Genomic DNA, 25,312 nt, shown 5'->3' with positions numbered 1-25,312 from the left:
GAGCTTCCCCCCTGGGCGCTCGCCGGAGAGCGTTCCGTCCCAATCGCGCTCTCCGGCCCTTCCCCTTGGGGCCGGCTTCGGCCGGCCCCATTTTTCTGAAGCGAGCCCCACGATGGTCCCTGCGCGCCGCCCCCAGAATTGCCAAGCATCGAAGCTTGGGCTTTATTCGCCGCAAGAAGAATTGCGAGAGCGGCGATTCCGTTGGGGCATGTTGCGATGGTCGACGCCGATCAACCCCGGCCCGCTGCCCAGCCTGCCCGCTACAGCGCCGTGCGCCTGAACAGTCCGGAATGGTTCGCGCGCGTGGGCGAGGTGGCCCGCGTGATCGGCTCGGACCGCTTCCACCGGGAACTGGTGGAGCTCGCCGGCGCGGCCATCAACCACGATGCCTGCTGGATCATCCGCTATTCGCGCGTGGCGCCGCCGGATGTGCTCTACACCAAGGATGTGGCGAGCGACGTGGTCGCCTACTACACCAACCTCTATTCGTCCGTGGACCCGTTCTCCGAATACTGGAAGAACAATGGCAGCCCCGGCGTGCTGATGCTGAACGACGTGAGCTCCCCGGGGCAGTCGTGGGACATGTACCACAAGGTGTTCCAGACGCTGGCCAGCATCTCGGACGAGCTGGGCATGTTCTTCTCGACCGTCGGCCATTGCTGCTTCGGCCTGTTCCTAGAGCGGGAGACGGGCCGCTTCTCGCAGACCGACATCGAGCGGGCGCGGCTGATCTTCCCCATGCTGGAGGGCTTTCACCGCTCCCATCTCGGCGCGCTGTTCAACGACCTGCGCAACCCGCGCGGGACGCAGGTGGAAGGCTTCATCACCCGCCCGACCCTCATCGAGGACCGGTTCGGCGTGGATGTCTTCGCCAATGACGCCTGGCGCGACGCGGCCCGGCGCGCCCCGGCCCTCGCCGATGCGGTGGAGGCCCTGCGCGTGGCGCCGGCCGGGACGATCCACGCCTCGGGCCCGCTGAACGTGAAGGTGGAGGTCTTCGATCGCGATTTTCCGCTCGCCCCCGGCGGGCGCATGTATGTGCTCGACGCGCCGCAGCGCGGGGTTGCTGATGATCCCGACCGCCTGCTGGAGGACGCCCTCGGCATCTTCACGCCGCGCGAGCGGGAGATCCTGCTCCTGCTGATGAACGGCCAGACCACCGGCGAGATCGCCCAGAAGCTCAGCCTCAGCAAGGGCACCATCAAGAACTGCCGGCTGCGCATGTATCGCAAGACCGGCGTCGGCTCCGAGCGGGCGCTGGTCAAGCACGTCATGCAGTCCATCGGCGCGCGCTGAGGCGCCGGGGACGTCTCTTGCGGCAGGGCCTTATTGCGGCAAGGCGGCGGAGATGCGCTGGGCGGCGTCGAGCAGCACCGGCAGGAACTGCGTCCGCATCGCCTCGATGGAGGAGCGGCCCTCATGGGTGGAGACGTTGAGCGCCGCCAGCACCTCGCCCCGCCGGTTGCGCACCGGCACGGCGATGGAGCGCAGGCCGAGTTCCAGCTCCTGGTCCACCAGCGCCCAGCCCTGCCGGCGCGCATTCTCCACCGCCTCCTTCAGCGCCACCATGGTGGCGACCGTGCGGGGCGTGCGTTTCTCGATCCGCACCCGGTCATAGACCACCGCAAGCTCGGCCGGCGGCAGGCCGGCGAGCAGCACCCGGCCCATGGAGCTGCAGAAGGCCGGTAGGCGCGAGCCGATGGACAGGCCGATGGTCATCACCCGCGCCGTGGGCACGCGGGCCACATAGACGATGTCGTCCCCGTCGAGCACCGAGAGGGAGCAGGATTCCTGCAGCGTGTTCACCACGTCGCGCATGACCGGCTGCGCCACCTCCCACATGGGCAGGGAGGAGAGATAGGCGAAGCCCAGCTCCAGCACCTTGGGGCGGAGCGCGAAGAGCTTTCCGTCCGTCTCCGCATAGCCCTCGCGCACCAAAGTGAGCAGGAAGCGGCGGGCGGCTGCGCGGGTCAGGCCGGTATGCTGGGCCACTTCGCTCAGCGTCATCCGGGGCTTGTACTGGCTGAAGGCGCGGATCACCTCCAGGCCGCGCACGAGGGACTGGACATAGTCCTTGTCCTCGCCCGCCGCCCCGGCGCGCTCCAGCACCTCGCCCGTCGTCATGCGCCCTCCCGCGAACCGCCGGCAGCGGTCGCTCCAGCCGGGGCATTATAGGGGGCATCCTTCGCCTGCCCAGCCGCCCCGTGCTCGGCGCCGCGGGCCGCCATCAGGCGCTCGTCCCGCCAGGCGACGCGGGCCTCCCAGTCCTCCAGCGGCAGCAGCGCCCGCCGCTCGGCCGTGGCGCGGGCGACGAGGGCTTCGCTCCACCCTTCCGGCTGGCCACGCTCGGCCCCCATCTGCCGGTAGCGCTCGCCCATGCGCTGGGCATGCTCGGCGAGACCGCCGCGATAATTGAGATCCGACGTCTCGAACGGCCCGACGATGGACCAGCGCAGGCCGAGGCCCGAGGTCATCACCCGGTCGATATCGGCCACATCCGCGATGCCCTGCTCCAGCATCCAGTAGGCTTCGCGCAGGACGGCGCCCTGCAGGCGATTGTAGATGAAGCCGTTCACCTCGCGCTTCAGCACCACCGGCACCTGCCCGGCACGCGCCATGAGGGCGCGGGTGCGTTCGGCGGCGGCGGGATCGGTGAAGGGGGCGGGCACGATCTCGACGATGGGGAGGAGATGGGGCGGATTGGCCGGGTGGGCCACGAGGCAGCGCGCCCGGCCCGGCAAGCCATCCGCGAATTCGGAGGCCGGCAGCGAGGAGGTCGAGCTGGCGAGCACCGCATCGGGCGGCGCCAGCTCGTCCATGGCGCGGAACAGCTCCGTCTTCAGGTCGAGCCGTTCGGGCACGCTCTCCTGCACATGAACGGCGCCATCGAGGGCATTGGCCAGGGTATCGACCACCCGCACCCGGGCCATCACCTCCCGCGGGGCGGCGTCGAGCAGGCCATGGGCCGCGAGCGCGGCGAGGCGCTCGGCCACGGCCGGCAGAACCCCGCGGCGGACGTCCGCGGAGGCGTCGTGCACTCGCACCTCGATCCCCGACCGGGCAAACACGATGGCCCAGCCCACCCCCATGCTGCCACCGCCCACGAGGGTGACGGGACCGCTCCGGCCTTCGGTCATACGGGCCTCATTTGTGCGTAATGGACGTGTCAAGTTCGTAATACGAACAATTTTGAAAGACAAGTCGCGTGTTTCGGGAGGCATCTACCGCGATCGGCGGTGCGACGCCAGCCCGCGTGGGATTTGAAGAAACTGTTCAATTGCGGGCCATTGTTCGCAGGTGCAGCATTTAATCTGCTTGACGGAAGAGGCGGCGGGGCCGTACCAAACTACGAACAAAAAGTGCGCCATTCGCACAAATTCTAAATCGGATAAACGCCGTGACGAAAGCCCTCTTTCGTGATGCCGCGCCCACCCCGACGCCCTGACCGGCGGCCCGTGCCGCCCCCAGCTTTCTGTCCGAAGGAGGAAACATGAAGACCAAGGCCCTCGCGGTGCCCTTCGCTGCCGCGCTCCTCGCCAGCGCCATGATGGCAGGCCCCGCGGCCGCCCAGTATGCCGGCGGCGGCGTGAAGATCGGCGTGCTCACCGACATGTCGGGGGCCTATTCGGACCTCGCCGGCTCGGGCTCGGTGGAAGCCGCGAAGATGGCCATCGAGGACTTCGGCAAGCCCATCAACGGCAAGCCGGTCGAGCTGGTCTCCGCCGACCACCAGAACAAGGCGGACATCGCCTCCGCCACCGCCCGCAAGTGGTATGACACGCAGGACGTGGACGCCATCTTCGACATCAACGGCTCCGTGGCGGCGCTCGCGGTGCGCGAGGTGGCCAAGGAGAAGGGCAAGGTCGACATCAATTCCGGCGCGGCCTCCATGTCGCTGACCAACAAGGCCTGCTCGCCCACCGGCCTGCACTGGACCTACGACGTCTATTCGCTGGCCGCCGGCACCGGCAACGCGCTGGTGAGCGAAGGCTTCAAGACCTGGTACTTCATCACCGCCGACTACACCTTCGGCCACGACCTGGAAAACCAGGTTGCCAAGATCGTGAAGGAGAAGGGCGGCACGGTGAAGGGCTCGGTGGCCCATCCCTTCGGCACGTCGGACGTGTCGTCCTACCTGCTGCAGGCGCAGGCGTCCGGCGCCAAGATCATCGCCATGGCGAATGCCGGCTCCGACACCATCAACACCATCAAGCAGGCCCGCGAGTTCGGCATCACCCAGGGCGGCCAGACGCTGGCGGCGCTGCTGCTGTTCCTCACCGACATTCACTCGGTGGGCCTCGAAGCCGCGCAGGGCATGGTGCTGACCACCGGCTTCTACTGGGACACGGACGACAAGACCCGCGCCTTCTCCAAGCGTTTCGCCCAGCGCATGAACGGCAAGATGCCCACCATGGTGCATGCCGGCGTCTATTCCTCGGTGCTGCACTATCTGAAGGCCGCCGAGGCCGCCGGCACCGACGAGGGCGAGAAGGTGATCGCCAAGATGCGCGAGCTGCCCATCGACGACATGTTCGCCAAGAACGGCAAGATCCGTCCCGACGGCCGCATGGTGCACGACATGTATCTCGCCAAGGTGAAGTCCCCGAAGGAGTCCAAGGGCCCCTGGGACTATTACGAGATCGTCCGCGTTATCCCGGGCGATGAAGCCTTCCAGCCGCTCAGCGACAGCACCTGCCCGCTGGTGAAGAAGTAAGTCTCGCGCGCGTCGGCCTCTCCTCCCGGTCCGGCGCGCCCCCGGGCGCCTGCGCGCACTTGCAGCGCGGGCGCCCGGGGTCTTTCCTCCGCTCCGCGCAGCTCAGAAGGCGAAGCCCATGCTGTTTCATGTCGAGATGCAGGTGAACATTCCCCACGACTTTCCGGCCGAGAAGGCGGATGCCATCAAGGCGGCGGAAAAGGCCTATGCGCAGGATCTCCAGCGGCAGGGCAAGTGGGTGCACCTCTGGCGCATCGCCGGCCGCTACGCCAACGTCTCCATCTTCGACGTTTCGAGCGTGGACGAACTGCACACGCTCCTCTCCTCGCTCCCCCTCTTCCCCTTCATGGACATCAAGGTGACGCCCCTGGCGCGCCACCCCTCCGCCATCTGAAGCCGCGCCCGAAGGACCGCCGCATGCCCTACATGATCGAGACCTTCGACAAGCCCGGCACGCTGGACCTGCGCACGCAGGTGCGGGACACGCACCTCGCCTTCCTTGATGCGCACAAACACCTGCTGCTCGCCTGCGGCGCCAAGCTGGACGACGACGGCAACGCCGCCGGCGGCGGGCTCTATGTGGTGGCGCTGGAGACACGGACGGAGGCGGAAGCCTTCATCGCCGCGGATCCCTTCTTCACCGCCGGGCTGTTCGAGCGCGTCCAGATCCAGCGCTGGCGCAAGGCCTATGTGGACGGCGTCTGCTACCTGCCGGAGGCGAAATGAGCCCGCGGACCCTCGTCACCGGCGGATCGAGCGGCATCGGCCTCGCGGTGGCGCGGCAGGAACTGGCCGCTGGCCGCGCCGTGGTGGTGCTGGACCGTGAGCCGCCCCCCGCCGACCTCGATGCCCGCTTCGTCTGCGTCAACCTCATGGACGAGGCGGCCACTGCCGCCGCCCTCTCGGAAGCCCTGTCGCACGGCCCGATCACCCGCCTCGTCAACAATGTGGGCATGGTGCGGCCGGCGAGCCTCGACGACACCACCGGCGCGGATTTCGCCGCCGTGATGCGGCTCAATCTCGGCGTCGCCATTCAGGCCACGCAGGCGCTCCTCGCGGGGATGCGTGCGGAGCGCTTCGGGCGCATCGTGAACGTGTCGAGCCGCGCGGCCTACGGCAAGGAGCTGCGCACCGCCTATGCCGCCAGCAAGGCGGGGCTGCTCGGCGCCACCCGCACCTGGGCGCTGGAACTGGGCAAGGACGGCATCACCGTGAATGCCGTGGCGCCCGGCCCCATCGCGACCCCTCTCTTCACCGCCGCCAACCCGCCCGACGCGCCGCGCACCCGCGCCATCGTGGAGGCCATCCCCGTCGGCCGCATGGGCACGCCGGAAGATGTGGCGCAGGCGGTTTCGTTCTTCCTCTCGGACGAGGCCGGCTTTATCACCGGCCAGACGCTGCCGGTCTGCGGCGGCATCACGGTGGGCAAGGGCGCGGTCTGAGCGCACCGGCGCCGGTGTCTTCGCTCCGGCGCCGCCCGGGCTTCACCCAAACGGAGACGTCCATGCCGTCCAATCCCCGCTGGGCTCGCCGGCCGGAAGGCTCCACCTGGGGCGATTTCGGCCCGGACGACGAGCTCGGCCGCCTCAACCTCATCACCCCCGACAAGGTGCGCAGCGCCGTCGCCGAGGTGAAGGAGGGCCGCACCTTCTGCCTCAGCCTGCCCCTCGACCGGCCCGGCGGCAACGTGCTGAACCCGCGCCGCCTGCCCCCTGTGCTGACGCCCACCGGCAGCACGGAAGCGCCGCGCTTCAACGCCATGCTCTGTGCGGAAGACGCCAGCCTCGTGGACGTGGTGAGCGACGACAAGGTGGAGATCTGCCTGCAATACTCCACCCAGTGGGACAGCTTCGCCCATGTGGGGGCGCTGTTCGACGTGAGCGGGGAAGGCCGGCCCGAGCCGGTCTATTACAACGGCTTCCGCGCCGGCACCGACATCGTCGGCCCGCGCGACGCCGAGGCGCGCGGCATCGCCTCCGGCGCACATCGTCTGGGCATCCACAATGCCGCCGTCCACGGCGTTCAGGGCCGCGGCGTGCTGGTCGACCTCCTCGCCCTCTTCGGCCGGGAGCGCCACCTCGTCGGATATGACGATCTCATGCGCGCCATGGACGCGCAGGCCGTGACGGTGGAGGAGGGCGACATCCTGTGCCTCTATACCGGCTTCACGCAGGTCGTCATGGAGATGAACGGCGCGCCAGACGGCGCCATTCTCGGCAAGAGCTGCGCCGCCCTTGACGGCCGCGACGCGCGCCTTCTGCAATGGATCTCGGACAGCCGCATCTCGGCCCTCGTCGCCGACAATTATGCGGTGGAGCACCTGCCGGCGAAGCGCCTCGCCGCGACGACGCAGGCGGCCATGCCGCTGCACCACCATTGCCTGTTCCGGCTCGGCGTGCCGCTGGGCGAACTGTGGTGGCTCACCGACCTCGCCGCCCACCTGCGCGCCGCCGGGCGCAGCCGCTTCCTGCTCACCGCCCCTCCTCTGCGCCTGCCCGGCGCGGTGGGCTCTCCCGTCACCCCCATCGCCACCGTGTGATCTTCCACAGGAGACCCGGATGCCCTTTATCGCCGTCGACGGCCGCACCACTCACTACGCGCTTGAAGGGGCGGAGGGCGCGCCGGTCCTGCTGCTCGCCAATTCGCTCGGCACCAGCTTCCTCGTGTGGGATGCGGTGATGCCGGCGCTCACCGCCCGCTTCCGCGTGCTGCGCTACGACATGCGCGGCCACGGCCTCTCCGACGCCGCGCCGCTGCCCGATGAAAACACCGGCTATTCCATCGCCGCCCTCGCCGGAGATGCGCTGGGGCTGCTCGATGCGCTGGGCATCGAGAAGGCGCATGTCTGCGGCCTCTCCATCGGCGGCATGGTGGCCCAGCATCTGGCGGCCCATGCGCCGGGGCGGGTGGATCGGCTCGTTCTGTGCGACACCGCCATGCAGATCGGCCCCGCTTCGGTGTGGAACGAGCGCCTCGCCGGCATCCGCCGCGATGGCCTTCCCGCCATCGCCCCCGGCGTGATGGGCCGCTGGTTCACGGATGGCTTCCGCGAGCGGGTGCCGCATATCGTCCGCGGCTACGCCAACATGGTCGCCCGCACCACGCTGGAAGGCTATGTGGGCTGTGCCATGGCGGTGCGCGACGCCGACCTCACCGCCTCCGCCGGCCGGATTTCCGCGCCGACTTTGGTCGTGGTGGGCGACAAGGACCCCGCCACCTCCCCCGCTTCGGCCGAGGCCATGGCGGCGGCCATTCCCGGCGTACGGCTGGAGGTGATTGCCGATGCCTCGCACATCCCCTGCGTGGAGCAGCCGGAAGCGCTCGCCCGCCTGCTGATCGCGCATCTGGCGGGGTGAGCAAGGTGGCGCTGAGCGCCCTCCAGGCGCGCTTCGCACAAGCGCGCCCGTTGGCCGAAACGCGTCAGGTCTTCGCTTTGTCGTCCTTGGCGTCGGGCTTGGGGCCGGCGGCGCGCATGTTCACGAGCTGATTGAGCAGCTGGAACCAGAACGGCGCGCCAAACGAGATCGCGACGGCGGTGAAAATCCAGCCGAAGACGGTCAGGGCATCCGACAGACGCAGATCGCCGCGACCGAGGCGCTCCCACGAAACGCAATGTGTCGGCGCGGTGGAATCTGACGCCGCCGCCCCCGCACCGGCTGGCGGTGCGGGCGGAACCGGAGCCGCACATTGCTGCCAGCCGATGGGCAGCGGTGCCAGATCTGAAAGAATGCGCGAGATGGGGGCCTCACCCGGTTTCGGCTGGCCCTCTTTCACCCAGGCCTGAGCTTTCACCTCGTACTCCGCGCGCAATTGGGGACTTTTCATCAGCGTGTCGACGATGGTGAACGTATCCACGTTCAGAGACGCGGCGAGGAGGAAGCCGATCCCCAGCAGCCACACTTGCGTATGACGCGTGTACTGGCCATTGAGCCGGTCCATGGCTTGATTGTACCAGCCATCCACGGATGTGCGAAACGCATCCAGGTCCGTGCCCGCGCTTTCGACAAGCGTGCCAAGGGCTTGGCGCAGCTTTCCCTCGGGCAACTTCCCGACCGCTTCGCGCAGGCCGACGATGGACTCGGCCTGCGATCCCTCGCTGATGAGCGTGAGCAGCGCGAGGGTGAAGTTGCGCGCCGGCACGTAGGAGGGTTTTCCCTTGGGACTGGGCCCGGACACGAGGGCATGCCCATATAATTGCTCGGCAATTTCCCGAAGGCGGCCATCCTCCCCGCCCTCCGGCGCGATCAGCCCGCGTATGGCGGCTTCGAGCCCTTTCTGGCGCTTTGACAGAACTGCGGACAATTGCTCCTGAAGGGTTGAGGCCAGCAGGCTCATCATCGTGTAGGTGACCATCAGCGCAATGGCGATCGTCAGGACATCGCTTAAGGTCATCGCCCCTTCCCCCCATTGGATTTCCCGGCGGTCTGGCGCCCCTGCCACCGCTTGGTCGGGCCATTGGGAAATATGATTGCAGATCTTCAAAACTACAACTTAAAGTATAATAGACAGCCGCCCCGCAATCCGGAGCCGAGCGCAACACCGCGCGCTGCCGCCATCGCGCCACGCGCAAAGATAATCCCGGGAATCGGTGGACCGGCGCACCATCGCCCGGATCGGCGAGCGCAGCGGCAAGTCCTCAAGGGGTTAGGAGCGGCGCAATGGCCGATGAAGCCGGACCAGCCGACGCGCTTCAGCACCCGACATCACGATGCGGGCGGCGTCTGTATCTGGGATGGCGCTTGATTTGGCTGGGGGACCTGGATTCGAACCAGGATTAACGGAGTCAGAGTCCGCGGTTCTACCGTTGAACTATCCCCCAACACCCGGCCGGCCGCAGGAGCGGGGCGGGTGGGTCTGCCGAGGCAGGTGGGCTCTATACGCAATTCGATCGCCGGGTTCAACTCCCGTTTCGCGCCATTCACAGCCCCGTTTCCAACGGACCCGCCCGGTCGGCGACGGCCCCCCTGCGGCCGGCCGAGCCGGTGGCATACCGCATACGCAATGGTGCCATGCACAATCCGCTATATTGCAATGCACGCGGATGGCCTATCTTCCCTTCATCAAATGGAGGCGAAAATGGTCACGATCACTGCACATGCTCCCCGCGAAACCGGCTTCTTCGGTCGCATCGGCGCTGCGGTGTGCGACTTCCTCGACGCCGTCGCCGAAGCCCGCGCCATGTCGGAGCGCTATGAGTACCTCTCGCGCCGCTCCAACAGCGAACTCGCCGAGATGGGCCTCGACCGTCAGCGCATCGCCCAGGCGGTTGCCCGCGGCTTCTGAGAATTCCTGAAGGCCCGGCCGCGCGGTTTCGCGGCGGCCGGCTCTTAAGTTCCTGTCTTCCGCGTTTCCTCCCAGTGCCCTCCACCCGCTGTCGCAAGGCAGCGGGTTTTCTTTTGCGCGCTACTCCACCTTCACCGTCACGCTGTCGCTGCGTCCATCCGCATCGATGACGGTGAGGCGGGCGAAGCCGCGGCCGGGCGGGGTCCAGAACAGGGTGCGGCGATCCTCCACCCGTGCCACCGGGCGGCCGTCCATGAGCAGGGTGAGAGGGAAGGTGCCGCCGTCCACCTTCAGCGCCAGCGTCTCCGCCCCCTCGGACGAGACCCGCGCGCCGTCGGGCGGATAGACCACCTCCAGCGCCTGCTCCTGACGCGCCCGGCCGAAATGCCGCTGGGGCGGGGGCAGCCGCGCGTTGCCGGCCATCACCGCCCCGCGCGGGGCGGCGGCGAGGCTCGCCGGGGTGCGCACGATGCGGGCGAAGGCGTCGAACAGCAGAGGCGCGGCCGCCGCCCGACCGGTCAGGTCCGGTACCGCCTGCCCGTCCGGCCGGCCCACCCAGACGCCCACTGTGCGCCGGCCATCGAAGCCCACCGCCCAGCTGTCGCGATAGCCGTAGGAGGTGCCGGTCTTGAAGGCGATGCGCCCGCCCAAGGCATTCTCCGGCGCGGGGGTGCCGAGCAGGCACTGGCCCACATACCAAGCGGCCACCTCGTCCACGAGCCGGGCCTTGCGCGGCGCCGCCACGGCCCCGTCGCCCCGGCGGAAGACGGGAGCATGGGCCTCCCCGCCCCGCGCCAAAGCGGCATAGAGGGTGGTGAGATCGATGAGGCGGATGCCCACGCCGCCGAGGCCCATGGGCAAGGCCGGCGCAGCGCCGGGGGGCAGCTCCAGCCGGCCGCCCGCCTGCTGCATGCGGCTCGCCAGCCGCTGCGGCCCCACCGCCTCCAGCAGCCGCACGGCCGGCACGTTCAGCGACAATTGCAGCGCCTTGCGCACGGAGAGGGTGCCCTGGAAGGTGCGGTCGAAATTCTCCGGCCGCCACGCGCCGAAACGGGCGGGCCGGTCCTCGATCAGCGTCTCCGGATGGGCGATGCCGTCCTCGAAGGCCAGCGCATAGATGAAGGGCTTCAGCGTGGAGCCCGGCGAACGCACGGCGCGGGCGAGGTCCACGGCGCCGGCGCGGTCCTTGTCGAAATAGTCGGCGGCGGCCACATAGGCGCGCACCTCGGCGCTCTCATTGTCCATCACCACGATGGCGGCGGAGAGCCCGCGCCCCAGCGTGCGGGTGCGCTCGCGCACCAGTTCCTCCAGCCGCTCCTGCAGGGGTGCATCGAGGGTGGTGAGGTGGCGGGCGAGGTCCGGCCGCTCGGCCGCCATCTCCTCGGAGAGGTGGGGCGCGATCTGCGGCAGGAGCCGGCGGGCGGTGGGCACGGCCTCGGCCTTGGCGACGCGCACCTCGTCCGGAGCGATGATCCCCTGCGCGGCGAGGCGGTCCAGCACGCGGTCGCGGGCCGCCTTGGCGCGGGCGGGATAGCGATCCGGCCGGCGCGTCTCGGGCGATTGCGGCAGCGCCACCAGCAGCGCCGCCTCGCCCAGCGTCAGCCGGCGCGGCTCCTTGCCGAGATAGGTGAGCGAGGCCGCACGCACCCCCTCGATGTTCCCGCCATAGGGGGCAAGCGTGAGATAGAGCGAAAGGATCTCGTCCTTGGAGAGCCGCGCCTCCAGCTCCAGCGCGCGGCGCATCTGGGCGAGCTTGGCGTTCAGCGTGCGGGCGCGGGGCGGCAGGGTCAGGCGCGCCACCTGCATGGTCAGGGTCGATCCGCCGGAGACGACCCGCAGGGACCCCGCCGCCTGCCCCGCCGCGCGCAGCAGAGCGAGGGCATCGACACCCATATGGTCGCGGAAGCGCCGGTCCTCATAAGCGAGGATCATGTCCACGAGGCGCGGATCCACGTCGCCCGCGGAGGCCGAGAGCCGCCAGCGCCCGTCCGGCAGCGCGAAGGGGCGCAGCAGGCGGCCCTCCTTGTCCACCACCTCGGCCGAGACCTTGGGCTCGGGGGGCGGTGGGGCATCGGCGCGGATGATGGCGAGCCCCACAGCGCCGGCCGAGAGCGCCAGCACGAGGCCGAGCCCCGCCGCGCCCGCCATCCAGCGCCAGCGGCGCCGGGGGACAGGAGGCGGGAGGGGCGCGGGCATCTCGCTCATCGGGCCGGCGCGACCTCCATGCTGCCGGCCGCCGTGCGGGCGAAGCGGTCAGGGCGGTACATGTCCTCCACCATGGCCGGCGGGTGGGCATAGCGGCCGGGCGAAACCGCCCGCACCGTGTAGGCGACGACGAAGGGCGCATCGCCCTCCTCCCGCGTCACCGAGGCGACGAAGCGGTCGTCGCGGAACTCCACATGGCCGGCCTCGCTGGTCTCGTCGAGCCAGGTGAAGCCGCCGTCACCGCCCTTGATGAGGTTGGGGTTCTCGATCTCGAAGCCGGCCGGCAGGAAGTCCACCAGCAGCACGTCGGCCAGCGCGCTTTTCTCCTCGGAGAAGGTGAGCACCACGGCGAAGCGCTGGTTCTGCACCGCCTTGGCGGGGTCCGCCGGCTTGCCGTCGAGGGTGAAATACTTGCGGTCCAGCGAGAAGCCCTTGGAGATGGGCGGCTCGGGCGCCACCGGCGCGCCGTTGACGCCCACCACCACCTTCACCGCCTCGGTTCCGGCATTGCGCAGGGTGAGCGGCCCGCGCTCCAGATCGGCGCGCGAGAGCTTGCTGCCGAACGGGCCGCGCACGAGGCCGCCATCCACCTCCAGCGTCATGTTGGCGGCGCTGGCGGCCAGCGTGCGGGCGGCCAGCAGCATCCACGCATTCTCCTGCGTGGACGTGCGTTCCGTGCGCACCCGCGCCGCATCCACGCGGGCAAGCGCCACGGCGGCGACCTTGTCCAGCCCCGCCTCGCGGGCGAGCACGGTCAAGGCGGCGGCGTCGCGCAGCACCGAGCCGAAATCCGAACGGCCGATCTCCGGCGCGGTGGCGCTGGCGGGGATGCCCTCCAGCGCCACGTTGAAGGCCCGTTCCGCGCGGGTGCGGTCGCCGAGCAGCGCGAGGGCCGCGCCCACCTGCCCGCGGGCGAGCGGAGAGGCGAGGTCCTTCAGCCGCGTGTCGGCGATGTAGCGCAGGTCGCCCAAGGGCGCGCGGCCGTTGCGGGCGAGCACGTAGAGGGCATAGGCGAGGCCCTCGCTGGCGGAGCGCATGTCGGCCCCCGCGAGGTTCACCACGTTGCGCAGCCGGTCCAGCGCCAGCGAGAAGGCCTGGTCGGGAACGGCGAAGCCCTTCTCCTTCGCCCGGGTGAGGAAATCCACCACATAGGCGTCGAGCCAGGTGTCGTTGCCGCCCGCCGACCACAGGCCGAACGAACCGTCCGACCCCTGCCGCGAGAACACCCGGACGATGGCGTCGCGGATGCGCTGGTCGGCCTCGGGATCGGCCGCGCGACCCACCAGCACGGACAGCTCGTTGTAGGAGAGGAGCGGCAGCGCGCGGCTCGTCACCTGCTCGGTGCAGCCATAGGGGTAGCGGTCGAGGGCCGCAAGCAACGCCGGCACGTCGATGGCGCTGGAAGGCGACACGCTCACCGCCACGCTGCCGGTGCCCGGCAGCAGGTCGGCGAGGAGATCGCGCGACACGCTGATGCTCTCGCCGGGGGCGAGGTTGCGCACCGTGCGCCGCTCGATGTCCGGATAGGCCGGGCGCACCTGCATCTGGAACGAGCGGGTGATGTCGATGCCCTGCCCCGTCAGCCGCGCCGTGAGCGTGGCCGGGCCGACGCCCCGGCCCTCCAGCGCGAGCCGCACCGACTGGCGCTGCTTCTGGGCGAGGGTGACGGGCGGCATGGTACCGGTGACAGCGGCGGCGCCGGTGGCGGTCACCTCCAGCCGGTACTCGCCGGCCGGGCCTTCCACATTGGTCAGGTCCAGATTGACGCTGGAGCGGTCGCCGGAGGCGAGGAAGCGCGGAAGCGTGGCGAGCATCACCACCTTGTCGCGCACAATCACGTCGGCCGAAGCATGGCCGAGGCGGTTCTGGCTCCAGGCGATGGCCATCACCCGGAGCGTGCCGTCGAAGGCGGGCACTGGGAAGGAGACGGTGGCGGTGCCGTCCGCCCCCACTTCCACGAGGCCGGAGAACAGCGCCACGGGCGGTCCCTGCGGCGGGCTCGCCATCATCAGCCCCTCGCCGCCGTCGCCGCCGGAGCGCAGCCGGCCGGCGGCGCCCTGCATGCCGTCGATGAGCGCGCCGTAGAAATCGCGGATGTCCGCGGCGAGCCGGCGCTGGCCGTACACCACGGTGTCCGGCGCGGGCGGCTTGTAGCCGGTGAGGTTGAGGATGCCCACATCCACCGCCGCCACCGTCACATAGGCTTTCTCGCCGGCGGGGAGGTTCGACACCTTCACCGGGATGGCGAGCGTCGTGTTGGGGCGCATCTCGGCGGGCGGCGACAGCTCCACCTTCAGGGTGCGCGCCGCCTTGTCCACCGAGAACCAGGAGAGGCCCATGGCGCGGCCGGGCATGCGGCTCGCCTGAACGTCCAGCGGGCGGTGGAGGAAGGCGACCACATAGGCCCCCGGCCCCCAATTTCCATCCACCTTGAAGCTCACCTTGGCGGCGCCGGGCTGCACCTGCAGCACCTGCTGGGCGCGCACGCCGTCATTCACCACCATCACCGTGGCGGTGCCGGCCGTGCGAGCGGTGAGTGTGGCTTCCAGCGTGTCGCCGGCGGCATAGGCCTGCTTGTCGAGGGTGAGTTCCAGGCGGTCCGGCGTGTCGGCATTGCCATCGCCGCCGAAGCCGGCCTCGAAGGTCACGGAGGTGAGCGGCAGGCCGTCGCCGGTGAGGTCGAGGCGGTAGCGACCATATTGGGTGGGCACGGAGAGGCGGGCCGGGCCGTCGGCGGTGGTGGCGATGACGCCTTCACCGACGCGGGTCACGGTCTTCACAGGCTCATAGTCCCACGAGCCGCTCACGCGGTACCATTGGTAGCGCGTCTCGATGCGCGAGAGCTTCCAGGTGAGGCCGGGCGAGGCGAGCAGCTTGTCGTCCACGCCGGCCACCACCACGTCGAAATTCGCCGTCTCGCCCTCGCGGACGCGATCGGCGAAGAGCGGCTTCACGCCGATCTGGCTGCCGGCCGGCGCGAGCGGGAGCACGATGGTGCGCTGGACGGCGCGGCCGCCGGCCTCCACGAGGCGCACGAAGGCCTCCATCTCCAGCGGCCGGGCGGTCTTGGGCAGCTGGCCCGCCAGCAGGCGGATGGTGGCGCGGCCGCGGGCGTCGGTAACGGGGGCGTCGGCCGTGGGCTGGCGCTCGGCCAGCACCTCGTCCTGCGCATTGCCGAAGGCATAGCCGGCAAAGCCGGGCCGGTTGGCGGCGGCGCGCAGCTCGGTTTCCGCCTCCACGTCGAGGCCGGAGGCGGGGGCACCGAACAGGAAGCGGCCGTCCACCAGCACCTCCACCGCCTTGTCGCGCGGCAGGCGCGGTTCCCGCGAGGAGAGGTCGAACTCCACCCGGTCGGGCACATAATCCTCGACCAGGAACGTCACCTCGCCGATGGAAGGGGCCTTGAGGTCGGTGAGCGCCTTGGCCCGCCAGGTGCCGGTCATGGCGCCCTTGAGGATGGGAAGATCGAGCGTACGCCCGCCCGCGCCCTGGTCCTGCACCACCACGCGGCGGTCGGCGACGCCGTCCGGGCGCACCAGTTGCACGGTCAACGGCACGTTCGGCGCCGCATTGCCCGCCGCGTCGCGCAGCAGGACGGTGACATGCACGGTCTCGCCGGAGCGGTAGACGCCGCGCTCGGTGGCGAGGAAGGCATCCAGCGCGCCCGGCGCCTCGCGGCCGGAAACGCCCCGGTCCGTGAGGTCGAAGGCATTCTCCTTCATGGAGAGGAAGGCGTAGTCGCCATTGGCGGCACGCGCCGTCACCACCTCCGGCCCCATGCCGGCGGGGCCGCGGGAGAGGCCGGCATCGAAGCGGGCATAGCCGTTGGCGTCGGTCTTCGCCGTGCCCAGCACCTCGTTGGAGCGGGCGACCAGCGTCACGTCCGCCCCGGCCACCGACTCGGCGCTGCCCAGCGACCGCACCAGCACATGCACGCCGTCCGGCGCGGCGAGCGCGGTCATGCCGAGGTCGGAGACGATGAACCACTGGGTGGCGAGGCTGCCGTAATCGTCATCGCCCGAGGTCTCGCGCGGCTCGGCGGTCATGGCGTAGACGCCGGCCTCAAGCTTGCCCACCGCCTCGTTGACGGGGATGGCGGTGACCACATCGGCATTGAGCGCGCCGTCCACCTCCAGCGTGCCGGAGAACACCTCTATGCCCGCGCCCTCGGCGAGGCGCTGGCGCACATAGCCGTCGAGGCCCTGGCGGAACTCGCCCTGGATGGCGGTGGGCACGAGGCCCCGGTCGCCGATGCGCAGCACCTTGATCTTCAGCTCGCGCGAATTGACCGAGGTGACAGGAATGCCCTTCTGCCCGGTGCGAGGCAGCACATAGTTGCGGCCGGAGAAATGGGCCGAGGGCTGGCGGTCGCGCACATAGATGGAGAGTTCGGTGGCCTTCTTCAGCTTCTCGCCATTGGCCGCGGGCACGCCCGGCCGCACCGCGATGGTGTAGCGGGAGCCGTGCTTGAGGCCTTCCACGCAGATCTGCCGCGCCTCGCCGGTGATGGCCGGCTTGTCCATGCCGCCCACCTGAACGAAGGCGGCGAAATCGGTGCCCGGCGCGATGTCGTCGGAGAATTGCACGCAGGCGCGCGGCGACGCGGCATCGGATTCCACCGAATAGTCAACCAGCCGGAAGCCGTGCTCCTCCTTCAGCTTGTCGTAGAAGCTGCGGTCGGCGGGGGTGTCGCGCAGCTCCAGCGCCAGCTTCATGGTGTCGATGGCCGGCTGCCACAGGCGCCGGTCGGCATAGACGTGGCCGATGAAGGAGAGCGCCTCCCCCTCCTCCGCCCGCGTCGTGGCGCGGCGATAGGCGATGAAGGCGGCGGCCAGCGCATTGTCGATGAAGGTGGAGGCGTCCTCGTCGTCGGTGGGCTTGATGGCGGCGAGCGAGCGGGCGAGGCGCATCCAGATGCCCGGATCCTGCGCCTGCACCAGCGCGAGGCCGGCATAAAGCTCGGCGGCGGCGCGGGCATCATTGCGCTGGAAGGCCTGGGCGGCATCGCGCCGGGCCTTGTCCAGGGGGCCGGTGGGGGCGGTCGCCTCGCGACGCAGCAGCCGCTCGTAGCGCCGGGCGCCGGCGATGAGATCCTGCCGCTGGAAGGTCTTCTGGCTCGCCGCGCGCGGCGGCAGCGGGGCGGCCGGCTGGATGGGCGCGGGCTGGGCGGCGGGCGCCTGCGGGCGCGCCTGCTGGGCGAAAGCGGGCGTGCCGGGGACCGCGCCGGCCGTGAGCACGCTGGCCATGAGCGCGAGCGCGAGGCCGAAGCGCGTGGGCAAGGGCGCGCGGTTGTGGCGGATGGTGAGGAGACGACGGCGAAGGTCCATGGACCGCTCCCTCGGTGCGCAGCACCGTTGCGGGAGGCGAGGCGTGCGATGCGGCGGGATAGCTCCAAAGAGCAGCTCCTGCCCGCAGATCGTTCGACCGGCCCCCTCACGAGAAATGACCGACCGGTGCCCGTCATGCCCATTCCGGAACGACGTGGCCCGACCCCGCACCGCCATCTACGCGCAACCCGGGCCGCTCGCCAAGAGGGACGTTTGCGGAACGTCAGTTATTCGCTGTGCGGGGATGTTCCCCGGACAAGCGACGGCGAAAGCCGGAGCGCCGATCCGGGGTCCAGCGCAAGAGGTCCCGCGCAGCGGGGCAAAGCCCGAGAGCGCCGAGGTCAAGAAGCGCCTTCGGCGGACCCGTGCACTGGGTCCCGGCTCACATTCCGCTGACGCTGCATGTGTCCGGGACGCGAGAGTGGTGCCCTTCACGAGAGGCCGGTGCTTGAAGCCGTCGCGCAGGCGTCGCAGAATCGGGCAACATGCGGGGCGCAGCGTCAGGGCGCGAGGGGGCTTGATCCATGGTGTCGTTGAGATTTTCCGCCGGCCTGCGGCCGCTCGCTCGCGCCGCTGTCCTCGCCGCCGGCCTTCTCTGCGTCGGGTTGTCCCTCCCCGCCCATGCTCAGGCGGTCGATCCCCTCCCCTCCTGGAATGCGGGGGCGACCAAGAGCGGCCTCCTCGATTTCGTGAAGGCCACCACAACCCCCGGCGGGCCGGATTTCGTGCCCCCCGCCGACCGCATCGCCACCTTCGACCAGGACGGCACGCTCTGGGTGGAGCAGCCGGTCTATACCGAGGTCGCCTTCGCCGCCGCCCGGGTGCGCGCGATGGCCCAGGCGAATCCGGCCTTGAAGACCGAGGAGCCGTTCCGCACGGCCATTTCCGGTGACGAGAAGGCCAGGGAAGAAGCACTGGGCAAGCTCTCCTCCGCCGATTTCATGAAAATCATCATGCTGACGCTGGAATCCCTCACGGTGGAGGAGTTCCGCGCCGCCGTGCAGGACTGGATGGCCACCGCTCGCAATCCGGTGCTGAACCGCCCGCACACCGATCTCGTCTACCAGCCCATGAGGGAGGTGCTGGAACTGCTGCGCGCCAACGGCTTCCGCACCTATATCGTCACCGGCGGCGGGCAGGATTTCGTGCGCGCCTATTCCGAGAAGCTCTACGGCATCCCGCCCGAGCAGGTGGTGGGCACGCCGGATGCGGTGCGCTTCGGCTACGACGCCTCCGGTCGCCCGGTGCTGCGGCTGGAGCCGGCCGTTCTGTTCGAGGACCTGTTCGGCGGCAAGCCGGAGGGCATCCACCTCGTCATCGGCAAGCGCCCCATTGCCGCCTTCGGCAACTCCACCGGCGACCGGCAGATGCTGGAATATACCAAGGCCGGAAAGGGTTTGCGCTTCGCCGCCCTGGTGCTGCACGACGACGGGAAGCGCGAATTCGCCTATGGCCCGGCACAGGGCCTGCCATACTCCGAGGTCGGCACCTTCACGCAGAAGCTCTATGACGAGGCGAAGGCGCGCGGCTGGTCCGTCATCTCCATGAAGGACGACTGGAAGAAGGTGTTCGCCTTCGAGCCGTGAGGTTGCCGCGCGGCCTCCTCCATTTTGGGGATGCGGCGCCCGTGGCTTCCGTGGACCATGGCCACGCGCTCAACCGAGACCTCCCGGGAAGCGCCGGCCGGGCTGCCGCTTCCCCGCAGGCGCCCGGCCGGATTTTTTCCCGGCACCGCTGAACGGCATCGCGTCACCGACGCCACCCATTTCTGCACCATCCGGATACCATTCCGCAGGTGCGAGCACACGCCCCTTGATCTGCATCATGGAAGGCGGGAGGCTGCGGGCCGACAGCTTGAGGCGAGCATCCGCCAGGAGACCCAGCCGCCCGGCCGGCCCGTGCGGCGGCACGAGGGAGAGCGCACATGACCGCTCATTTGGCCGCAGCGGCGGCTCAAGACACCCAGCACAATCGACACGCCAAGTATGATCGCCTGATCTCCGCGGCGCAGGCGCTGCCCCGGCTCAAGGTGGCGGTGGCCCACCCCTGCGACGACGTTTCCCTGCGTGCCGCGCTGGAGGCGGCCGACCTCGGGCTGATCGAGCCCATCCTCGTCGGCCCGCCGGCCAAGATCGCGGCGGCCGCGGCGGCCGGCCAGCTCGACATTTCCAAGGTGCGGCAGGTGGCGGCGGCGCACAGCCATGAGGCGGCGGAGAAGGCGGTGGCGCTGGTCCGCTGCGGCGAGGCCGACGCCCTCATGAAGGGCAGCCTCCACACCGACGAGCTGATGAGCGCGGTGGTCGCCCGCGACACCGGCCTGCGCACCGCGCGGCGCATCAGCCACTGCTTCGTCATGGACGTGCCGAGCCATCCCGACGCGCTCATCATCACGGACGCCGCCATCAACATCGCCCCCTCGCTGGAGGACAAGGCGCACATCGTGCAGAACGCCATCGAGCTGGCGCACGCGCTCTCCTTCCCCGAGGTGCGGGTGGCCATCCTCTCCGCCATGGAGACGGTGAACCCCGCCGTGCCTTCCACCATCGAGGCGGCGGCCCTGTGCAAGATGGCCGATCGCGGCCAGATCACCGGCGCCATCGTCGACGGGCCGCTGGCGCTGGACAATGCCATCGACCTCGGCTCGGCAGCCATCAAGCACATTTCCTCGCCGGTGGCCGGGCGGGCCAACGTGCTGGTGGTGCCGGACCTCGAAGCCGGCAACATGCTGGCGAAGAGCCTGTCCTTCCTCGCCGGCGCCGATGCGGCGGGCATCGTGGTGGGGGCGCGGGTGCCCATCATCCTCACCAGCCGGGCGGATTCCGCGCCCACGCGCCTCGCCTCCTGCGCGGTGGCGGCGCTGCTCGCCGCCGCCCAGCAGGCCACGGCCCGCGCGGCGGCCAAGGCGCTGGAGGTCTGAACATGGCAAAGGTACAGCTCGTCCTGAATGCCGGTTCCTCCAGCCTCAAGTTCCAGGTGTTCCTGGACGATGGGGCGGACGTGCCCAACCGCATCTATCGCGGCCTGTTCGAGGGGCTGGGCACCGATCCGCACTTCAAGGTGAAGGACCACGACGGCGCGACCGCCGGGGAGCAGCGCTGGGCCGGCCAGACGGCGTTCGGCTTCGAGGAGGCGCTGGCCTATCTCTCCGACTGGCTCGGCGCCCACCGGGGCGGCCACCAGCTCGCCGCCGTCGGCCACCGCGTGGTGCATGGCGGCCCGCATTATACCCATGCGGTGGAGCTGACGCCCGCCATCATCAACGAGCTGGATACCCTCTCCCCGCTCGCGCCTTTGCACCAGCCGAAGAGCCTGGAGCCCATCCGCATCATCGCCCGCCGCGTGCCGGGCCTGCCGCAGGTGGCGGCCTTCGACACCGCCTTCCACCGCACCCAGCCGGAACTGGCGCAGATGTTCGCCATTCCCCAGTCGATGACCGATGCGGGGGTGAAACGCTACGGCTTCCACGGCCTGTCCTACGCCTATCTTGCCACCCAGTTCCCCAAGGTCGACCCGCGCCTCGCCAAGGGGCGGGTGGTGGCGGCGCATCTCGGCAACGGGGCGAGCCTGTGCGCCTATGATGCCGCGCGCTCCATCGCCACCACCATGGGCTTCTCGGCCCTCGACGGGCTGGTGATGGGCACGCGCAGCGGCTCCATCGATCCCGGCGTGGTCTTCTATCTCCAGCGCGAGATGGGCATGAGCGCGGAGGAGGCGGAGCACTTCCTCTATACCAAGTGCGGCCTCATCGGCGTCTCCGGCCTCTCCAACGACATGCGCGTGCTGCGCGAGCGCTGCGAGACGGACGCGGGCGCGCGGCGGGCCATCGACCTGTTCGTCTACCGCATCAACCGCGAGTTCGGCTCGCTGGTGGCGGCGCTGCGGGGCATCGACGCCCTCGTCTTCACCGCCGGCATCGGCGAGAACGACGCCGAGACCCGCGCCGAGGTGATCCGCGCCGCCGCCTGGGCCGGCTTCGAGCTGGACCCGGAGGCCAACCGCGCCGGCGCCACCCGCATCACCCGCGGCACCGGCCCACAGGCCTATGTGATCCCCACCGACGAGGAATGGACCATCGTCCGCGAGATGCGCCAGGTCCTCTCCCACACGCAAGTTCAGGTTCCTTCGGCCTGAGGAGGCCCCCATGCATCCCATGGACATGATGAAGGTCTACGGCCGGGTGGCGGAGATCTACCGCCTGCGCATCGGCGAGGCGGTCTCGGCCTATGGCGCGGCCATGCGCGAAGCGGCCTCCGCCTTCGCCGGGGCGGGTCGCCCGCAGACGCCGGCCGAGGCGTGGCGCGACAGCGTGTCCTACGCTTTCGACGCGGCCCAGCGCTCGCTGATCTTCTGGGACACCATGCGCCAGCGCGGCAACAACTGGATCGCGCACGAGAAGGCCGGCAAGCCGCCGCTGCTCGCCTTCGACTATGAGATGGTGGCCGACGCCCGCACCTTCGCGCGGCCCTGCAACTATGCCCTCGTGCGCATCCTGCCGCCGGACGGCGTGACGCTGGACCCGGAAAAGCGCGCCTTCCTCATCATCGATCCGCGCGCCGGGCACGGGCCGGGCATCGGCGGCTTCAAGAAGGATTCCGAGGTCGGCTTCGCGCTGAAGGCGGGGCATGCCGTCTACATGGTCATCTTCTTCCCCGAGCCGGTGCCGGGGCAGACGCTGGCGGACGTGTCGCTGGCGGAATCCGAGTTCGTGCGCCTCGTGCGCGAGCGCCATCCCACCCACGAGCGGCCGGTGGTGATGGGCAATTGCCAGGGCGGCTGGGCCGCCATGCTGGTCGCGGCGCTGGACCCGGACAATGTGGGCCCCATCGTCGTGAACGGCGCGCCCATGTCCTACTGGGCCGGCAACGACGCCGAGAACCCCATGCGCTATGCCGGCGGCGTGCTGGGCGGGGCGTGGACCGCCTCGCTCGCCTCGGACCTCGGCGGCGGCGTCTTCGACGGCGCCTATCTCGTGGACAATTTCGAGTATCTGAACCCGGCCAACACCTATTTCACCAAATACTATTCGCTCTATTCCAAGATCGACACCGAGCCGCCGCGCTTCCTGGAATTCGAGCGCTGGTGGGGCGGCTACTTCCTGATGAACCGGGAAGAGATCCGGTGGATCGTGGAAAACCTGTTCGTCGGCAACAGGCTCGCCGCCGGCAAGGCGGAATGGGCGCCGGGCAAGACCTTCGACCTCAAGGCCGTGCGCTCGCCCATCATCGTCTTCGCCTCGCTGGGCGACAACATCACCCCGCCCCAGCAGGCCATCAACTGGGTGGCGGACCTCTACCCGACCACGCAGGCGCTGAAGGATGCCGGGCAGGTCATCGTCGGCCTCATGCACGACACGGTGGGACATCTCGGCATCTTCGTCTCCGGCGCCATCGCCCGGCGCGAGCACGCGCAGATCGTGGACCTGCTCGACTATGTGGAGGCGCTGCCCCCCGGCCTCTACGGCATGACCATCGAGGAGGACCGCTCCGGCCCCGAGGTGAAGTATGACGTGACCCTCACCGAGCGCCGGGTGGAGGATCTCGCGGTGCTGCAGAAGTATAACCGCAACGACGAGATCCCGTTCGAGGTGGTGGCCAACGTCTCGCAGACCAATTCGCGCCTCTACGAGACCTTCGTCCATCCCGCGATTGCCGCCGTGGTGACGCCCGAGATGGGCCGCGTGGTGCGCGCGGTGCATCCGCTGCGCGCGGTGCGCTGGGGTCTGTCCGATCTCAATCCGTGGCTCAAGGCCATGGCGCCGCTGGCCGAATTCGCCCGCGGCCAGCGCACGCCGCGGGACGAGAAAGGCGTGCATGTGGCCGGCGAGCGGTTCGCCGCCACCGCCATCACCGCCGGCTGGGACCTCTACCGCCGCCTGCGCGACGCGACGGTGGAGACCGAATTCTTCCGCCTCTACGGCACCTTCGCCATGCTGGACCCGGACCTCACCGCGCCGGCCACCGCCGCTGCCCTGGTGGAGCAGCCGCCAGCCGAAGTGGAGGCGGCGCTCGCCGCCATCCGCGAGGGCGGCTTCACCGATGCCGGCGTGCGCGTGGCCCTCATCGGCTTCAAGCGCGGCGGCAACGAGCGCCGGCTCTCCACCCTGAAGCAGATCCGCGAGCTGGTGGGCTACGAGCTGGGGCTTCTGGCCCTGCCCTCCGATGTCGCGCAAGGCATCATCCGCCGCCAGTCCATCATCGTGGACCGCAACGAGGCGGAGGCCATCGCCACCCTGCCGGCGCTGCTGAAGACGCCGCAGGAGCGCTCGCGCCTCCTCGCTCTGCTCGACCGGCTGCTCGCCAACATGGAGATCGCCCCCGAGGCGGCGTCCGTGGTGGACGAGGTACGCCAGGTGCTGGCGGTGGCGGATGCCTCCCCGAGCCTGCCGCGGGGCGAAGGCGCGCAAGTGGTGCCGTTCCCGCTCAACGTCGCCTGAGGCGACGGCAGCGCGCCCCGGATGGCGCCAAAAGGCAATTGGCCGATCGCGCCCGCTGTGCCAAGCGCAGGGGCGAGATCGGGGCGTTGCTGGACGCGGCCGGGGTGCTAGTGTGCGCGAACGCGGCGCTGCAGGGGCTCAGATCAGCGTTGCGGATCCAGTTTGCGGGGCATCGGGCGAAGCCGCCGGGCGGCATCGACGGGCCGATCAGGGGGAACAGCCATGAGCATCATCGCTCGTCCGAAGCCGGCGCATTTCAAATCCGTTGGTCCCGTCCTGTGGGCCGCTGCGCTGCTGCTCTGCGCGACGCCGGCCGGCGCCCAGCAGGGGCCGATCCCCGTGGGCGTGGCGGCGGCTGAACTCAAGCCGATCGCCGACGCCATGGAATTCGTCGGCCGCGTGGAAGCGCCTGAGCGGGTGGACATCCGCGCCCGGGTGAAGGCCATGCTGGAGGCCGTGCTGTTCAAGGAAGGCGAGATGGTGAAGGAGGGCCAGCCCCTCTACCGCATCGAGAAGCCGCCCTTCCAGGCCGACGTGCAGCAGGCGGAAGGCGACGTGGAGCGGGCCAAGGCGGCCCTGACCCTCGCCAAGATCCAGCGCGAGCGCGCCGAGGAACTGCTCACCAAGAATGCCGGCACCGTGGTCGCCCGCGACCAGGCGGTGGCCAACGAGGAATCCGCCAAGGGCGCGCTGCTCACCGCCGAGGCGGCGCTGAACACGGCGAAGATCAATCTCGGCTATACCGACATCGTCTCCCCCATCGCCGGCCGCATCGGCCGCACCGCCTTCACCCGCGGCCACATCATCGGCCCGGAGAGCGGCCCGCTCGCCACGGTGGTGAGCCAGAACCCCATGTACGTCACCTTCCCGGTGAGCCAGCGCGACTATCAGGAAGCGCAGAAGGACGAGGGGAAGGTGGACCTCTCCAACGTCGAGGTCCGCATCAAGTTTCCCGACGGCAGCATCTATGGCGAGGTGGGGCGCATCAACTTCATCGACGTGTCGGTGAGCCGCACCACGGACACCATCATCATGCGCGCGGACGTGCCCAACCCCAAGGGCCAGCTGGTGGACGGCCAACTGGTGCGGGTGGAGCTGAAGTCCGGCAAGCCGGAGGAACGTGTCGTCGTCCCGCAGGCGGCGCTCATCGCCGACCAGGCCGGCGTCTACGTCTTCGTGGTGGAGGACGGCAAGGCGGTGGTACGGCGGGTGAAGCCGGGCGGAAACGTCGGCAGCAACATCATCGTGGACGGCATCAAGCCCGGCGAGCCGGTGATCGTGGACGGGTTCGAGGCGCTGAGGCCCAACGCCCCCGTGCGCGCGACCCCCGTCCTCGGCGTGAAGGGCTGA

18 protein-coding genes and 1 tRNA gene are annotated in these 25,312 nt (G+C 69.8%); 13 read left to right on the top strand and 6 right to left on the bottom strand.

What is annotated here, in order from left to right:
* Window positions 1–216: 216 nt before the first annotated feature.
* Window positions 217–1,296 (top strand): LuxR C-terminal-related transcriptional regulator, encoded by a 1,080-nt coding sequence (locus D7006_RS04210; protein WP_237355669.1) that lies wholly within the window; start codon window positions 217–219, stop codon window positions 1,294–1,296.
* A 30-nt stretch (window positions 1,297–1,326) separates the two neighbouring features.
* On the opposite strand, the gene D7006_RS04205 is transcribed toward D7006_RS04210, so the two are convergent.
* Entirely contained in the window at window positions 1,327–2,124 is a 798-nt protein-coding gene (locus D7006_RS04205; protein ID WP_168459301.1) for an IclR family transcriptional regulator, read from the bottom strand.
* Complete coding sequence (locus D7006_RS04200) at window positions 2,121–3,137, bottom strand: 3-hydroxyacyl-CoA dehydrogenase (protein ID WP_237355668.1); 1,017 nt, start codon at window positions 3,135–3,137, stop codon at window positions 2,121–2,123. Before D7006_RS04200 ends, D7006_RS04205 begins: the two co-directional genes overlap by 4 nt.
* A 353-nt stretch (window positions 3,138–3,490) precedes the next feature.
* Between D7006_RS04200 and D7006_RS04195 the strand changes: the two genes are divergently transcribed.
* The 6 genes from D7006_RS04195 (at window position 3,491) to pcaD (ending at window position 8,070) form a co-directional block, all read left to right on the top strand.
* On the top strand, window positions 3,491–4,714 hold the full coding sequence (locus D7006_RS04195) for an ABC transporter substrate-binding protein (RefSeq protein ID WP_169124413.1): 1,224 nt from the start codon (window positions 3,491–3,493) through the stop codon (window positions 4,712–4,714).
* A gap of 118 nt (window positions 4,715–4,832) precedes the next feature.
* Window positions 4,833–5,108, top strand: a complete 276-nt coding sequence (gene catC, locus D7006_RS04190) for a muconolactone Delta-isomerase (protein ID WP_169124412.1) — start codon at window positions 4,833–4,835, stop codon at window positions 5,106–5,108.
* A 23-nt stretch (window positions 5,109–5,131) separates the two neighbouring features.
* The gene (locus tag D7006_RS04185) at window positions 5,132–5,440 is read left to right on the top strand and encodes a YciI family protein (protein ID WP_237355667.1); all 309 of its coding nucleotides are present in this window, start codon (window positions 5,132–5,134) and stop codon (window positions 5,438–5,440) included.
* Entirely contained in the window at window positions 5,437–6,156 is a 720-nt protein-coding gene (locus D7006_RS04180) for an SDR family oxidoreductase (protein ID WP_237355666.1), read from the top strand. The genes D7006_RS04185 and D7006_RS04180 overlap by 4 nt, the downstream gene beginning before the upstream one ends.
* Before the next feature lie 62 nt (window positions 6,157–6,218).
* The gene (locus D7006_RS04175) at window positions 6,219–7,253 is read left to right on the top strand and encodes a cyclase family protein (RefSeq protein WP_237355665.1); all 1,035 of its coding nucleotides are present in this window, start codon (window positions 6,219–6,221) and stop codon (window positions 7,251–7,253) included.
* Between the two features lie 19 nt (window positions 7,254–7,272).
* Window positions 7,273–8,070: a 3-oxoadipate enol-lactonase gene (gene pcaD / locus D7006_RS04170; protein WP_237355664.1), complete on the top strand. Its 798-nt coding sequence runs from the start codon at window positions 7,273–7,275 to the stop codon at window positions 8,068–8,070.
* Window positions 8,071–8,134: 64 nt separating this feature from the next.
* Here the strand turns inward: pcaD and D7006_RS04165 are convergent, their stop codons facing one another.
* Window positions 8,135–9,106: a hypothetical protein gene (locus tag D7006_RS04165; protein WP_237355663.1), complete on the bottom strand. Its 972-nt coding sequence runs from the start codon at window positions 9,104–9,106 to the stop codon at window positions 8,135–8,137.
* A 353-nt stretch (window positions 9,107–9,459) separates the two neighbouring features.
* Window positions 9,460–9,533 (bottom strand) — tRNA-Gln (locus D7006_RS04160).
* A 257-nt stretch (window positions 9,534–9,790) separates the two neighbouring features.
* Between D7006_RS04160 and D7006_RS04155 the strand changes: the two genes are divergently transcribed.
* Entirely contained in the window at window positions 9,791–9,997 is a 207-nt protein-coding gene (locus D7006_RS04155) for a hypothetical protein (RefSeq protein ID WP_169124406.1), read from the top strand.
* A 120-nt stretch (window positions 9,998–10,117) separates the two neighbouring features.
* On the opposite strand, the gene pbpC is transcribed toward D7006_RS04155, so the two are convergent.
* Window positions 10,118–12,193 (bottom strand): penicillin-binding protein 1C, encoded by a 2,076-nt coding sequence (gene pbpC, locus D7006_RS04150; protein ID WP_237355662.1) that lies wholly within the window; start codon window positions 12,191–12,193, stop codon window positions 10,118–10,120.
* Between the two features lie 5 nt (window positions 12,194–12,198).
* On the bottom strand, window positions 12,199–17,529 hold the full coding sequence (locus tag D7006_RS04145; RefSeq protein ID WP_237355661.1) for an alpha-2-macroglobulin: 5,331 nt from the start codon (window positions 17,527–17,529) through the stop codon (window positions 12,199–12,201).
* A gap of 524 nt (window positions 17,530–18,053) precedes the next feature.
* Here D7006_RS04145 and D7006_RS04140 point away from each other — a divergent pair.
* From D7006_RS04140 to D7006_RS04120, 5 genes are all read left to right on the top strand, one after another.
* Window positions 18,054–19,115, top strand: a complete 1,062-nt coding sequence (locus tag D7006_RS04140) for an HAD family phosphatase (protein ID WP_237355660.1) — start codon at window positions 18,054–18,056, stop codon at window positions 19,113–19,115.
* Between the two features lie 338 nt (window positions 19,116–19,453).
* Complete coding sequence (locus D7006_RS04135; protein ID WP_210257903.1) at window positions 19,454–20,446, top strand: phosphate acetyltransferase; 993 nt, start codon at window positions 19,454–19,456, stop codon at window positions 20,444–20,446.
* A 2-nt stretch (window positions 20,447–20,448) separates the two neighbouring features.
* Window positions 20,449–21,660, top strand: coding sequence for an acetate/propionate family kinase (locus D7006_RS04130; RefSeq protein WP_237355659.1), 1,212 nt, complete (start codon window positions 20,449–20,451; stop codon window positions 21,658–21,660).
* A 10-nt stretch (window positions 21,661–21,670) separates the two neighbouring features.
* Window positions 21,671–23,962 (top strand): DUF3141 domain-containing protein, encoded by a 2,292-nt coding sequence (locus tag D7006_RS04125; protein ID WP_237355658.1) that lies wholly within the window; start codon window positions 21,671–21,673, stop codon window positions 23,960–23,962.
* A 222-nt stretch (window positions 23,963–24,184) separates the two neighbouring features.
* The gene (locus D7006_RS04120) at window positions 24,185–25,312 is read left to right on the top strand and encodes an efflux RND transporter periplasmic adaptor subunit (protein WP_237355657.1); all 1,128 of its coding nucleotides are present in this window, start codon (window positions 24,185–24,187) and stop codon (window positions 25,310–25,312) included.

Origin of the sequence: Xanthobacter sp. YC-JY1 (assembly GCF_021730305.1) — a bacterium.
GTDB classification, from domain to species: domain Bacteria; phylum Pseudomonadota; class Alphaproteobacteria; order Rhizobiales; family Xanthobacteraceae; genus Xanthobacter; species Xanthobacter flavus.
Note: the sequence above shows the minus strand (reverse complement) of the source record. Positions and strands in the feature narration are given on the sequence as shown.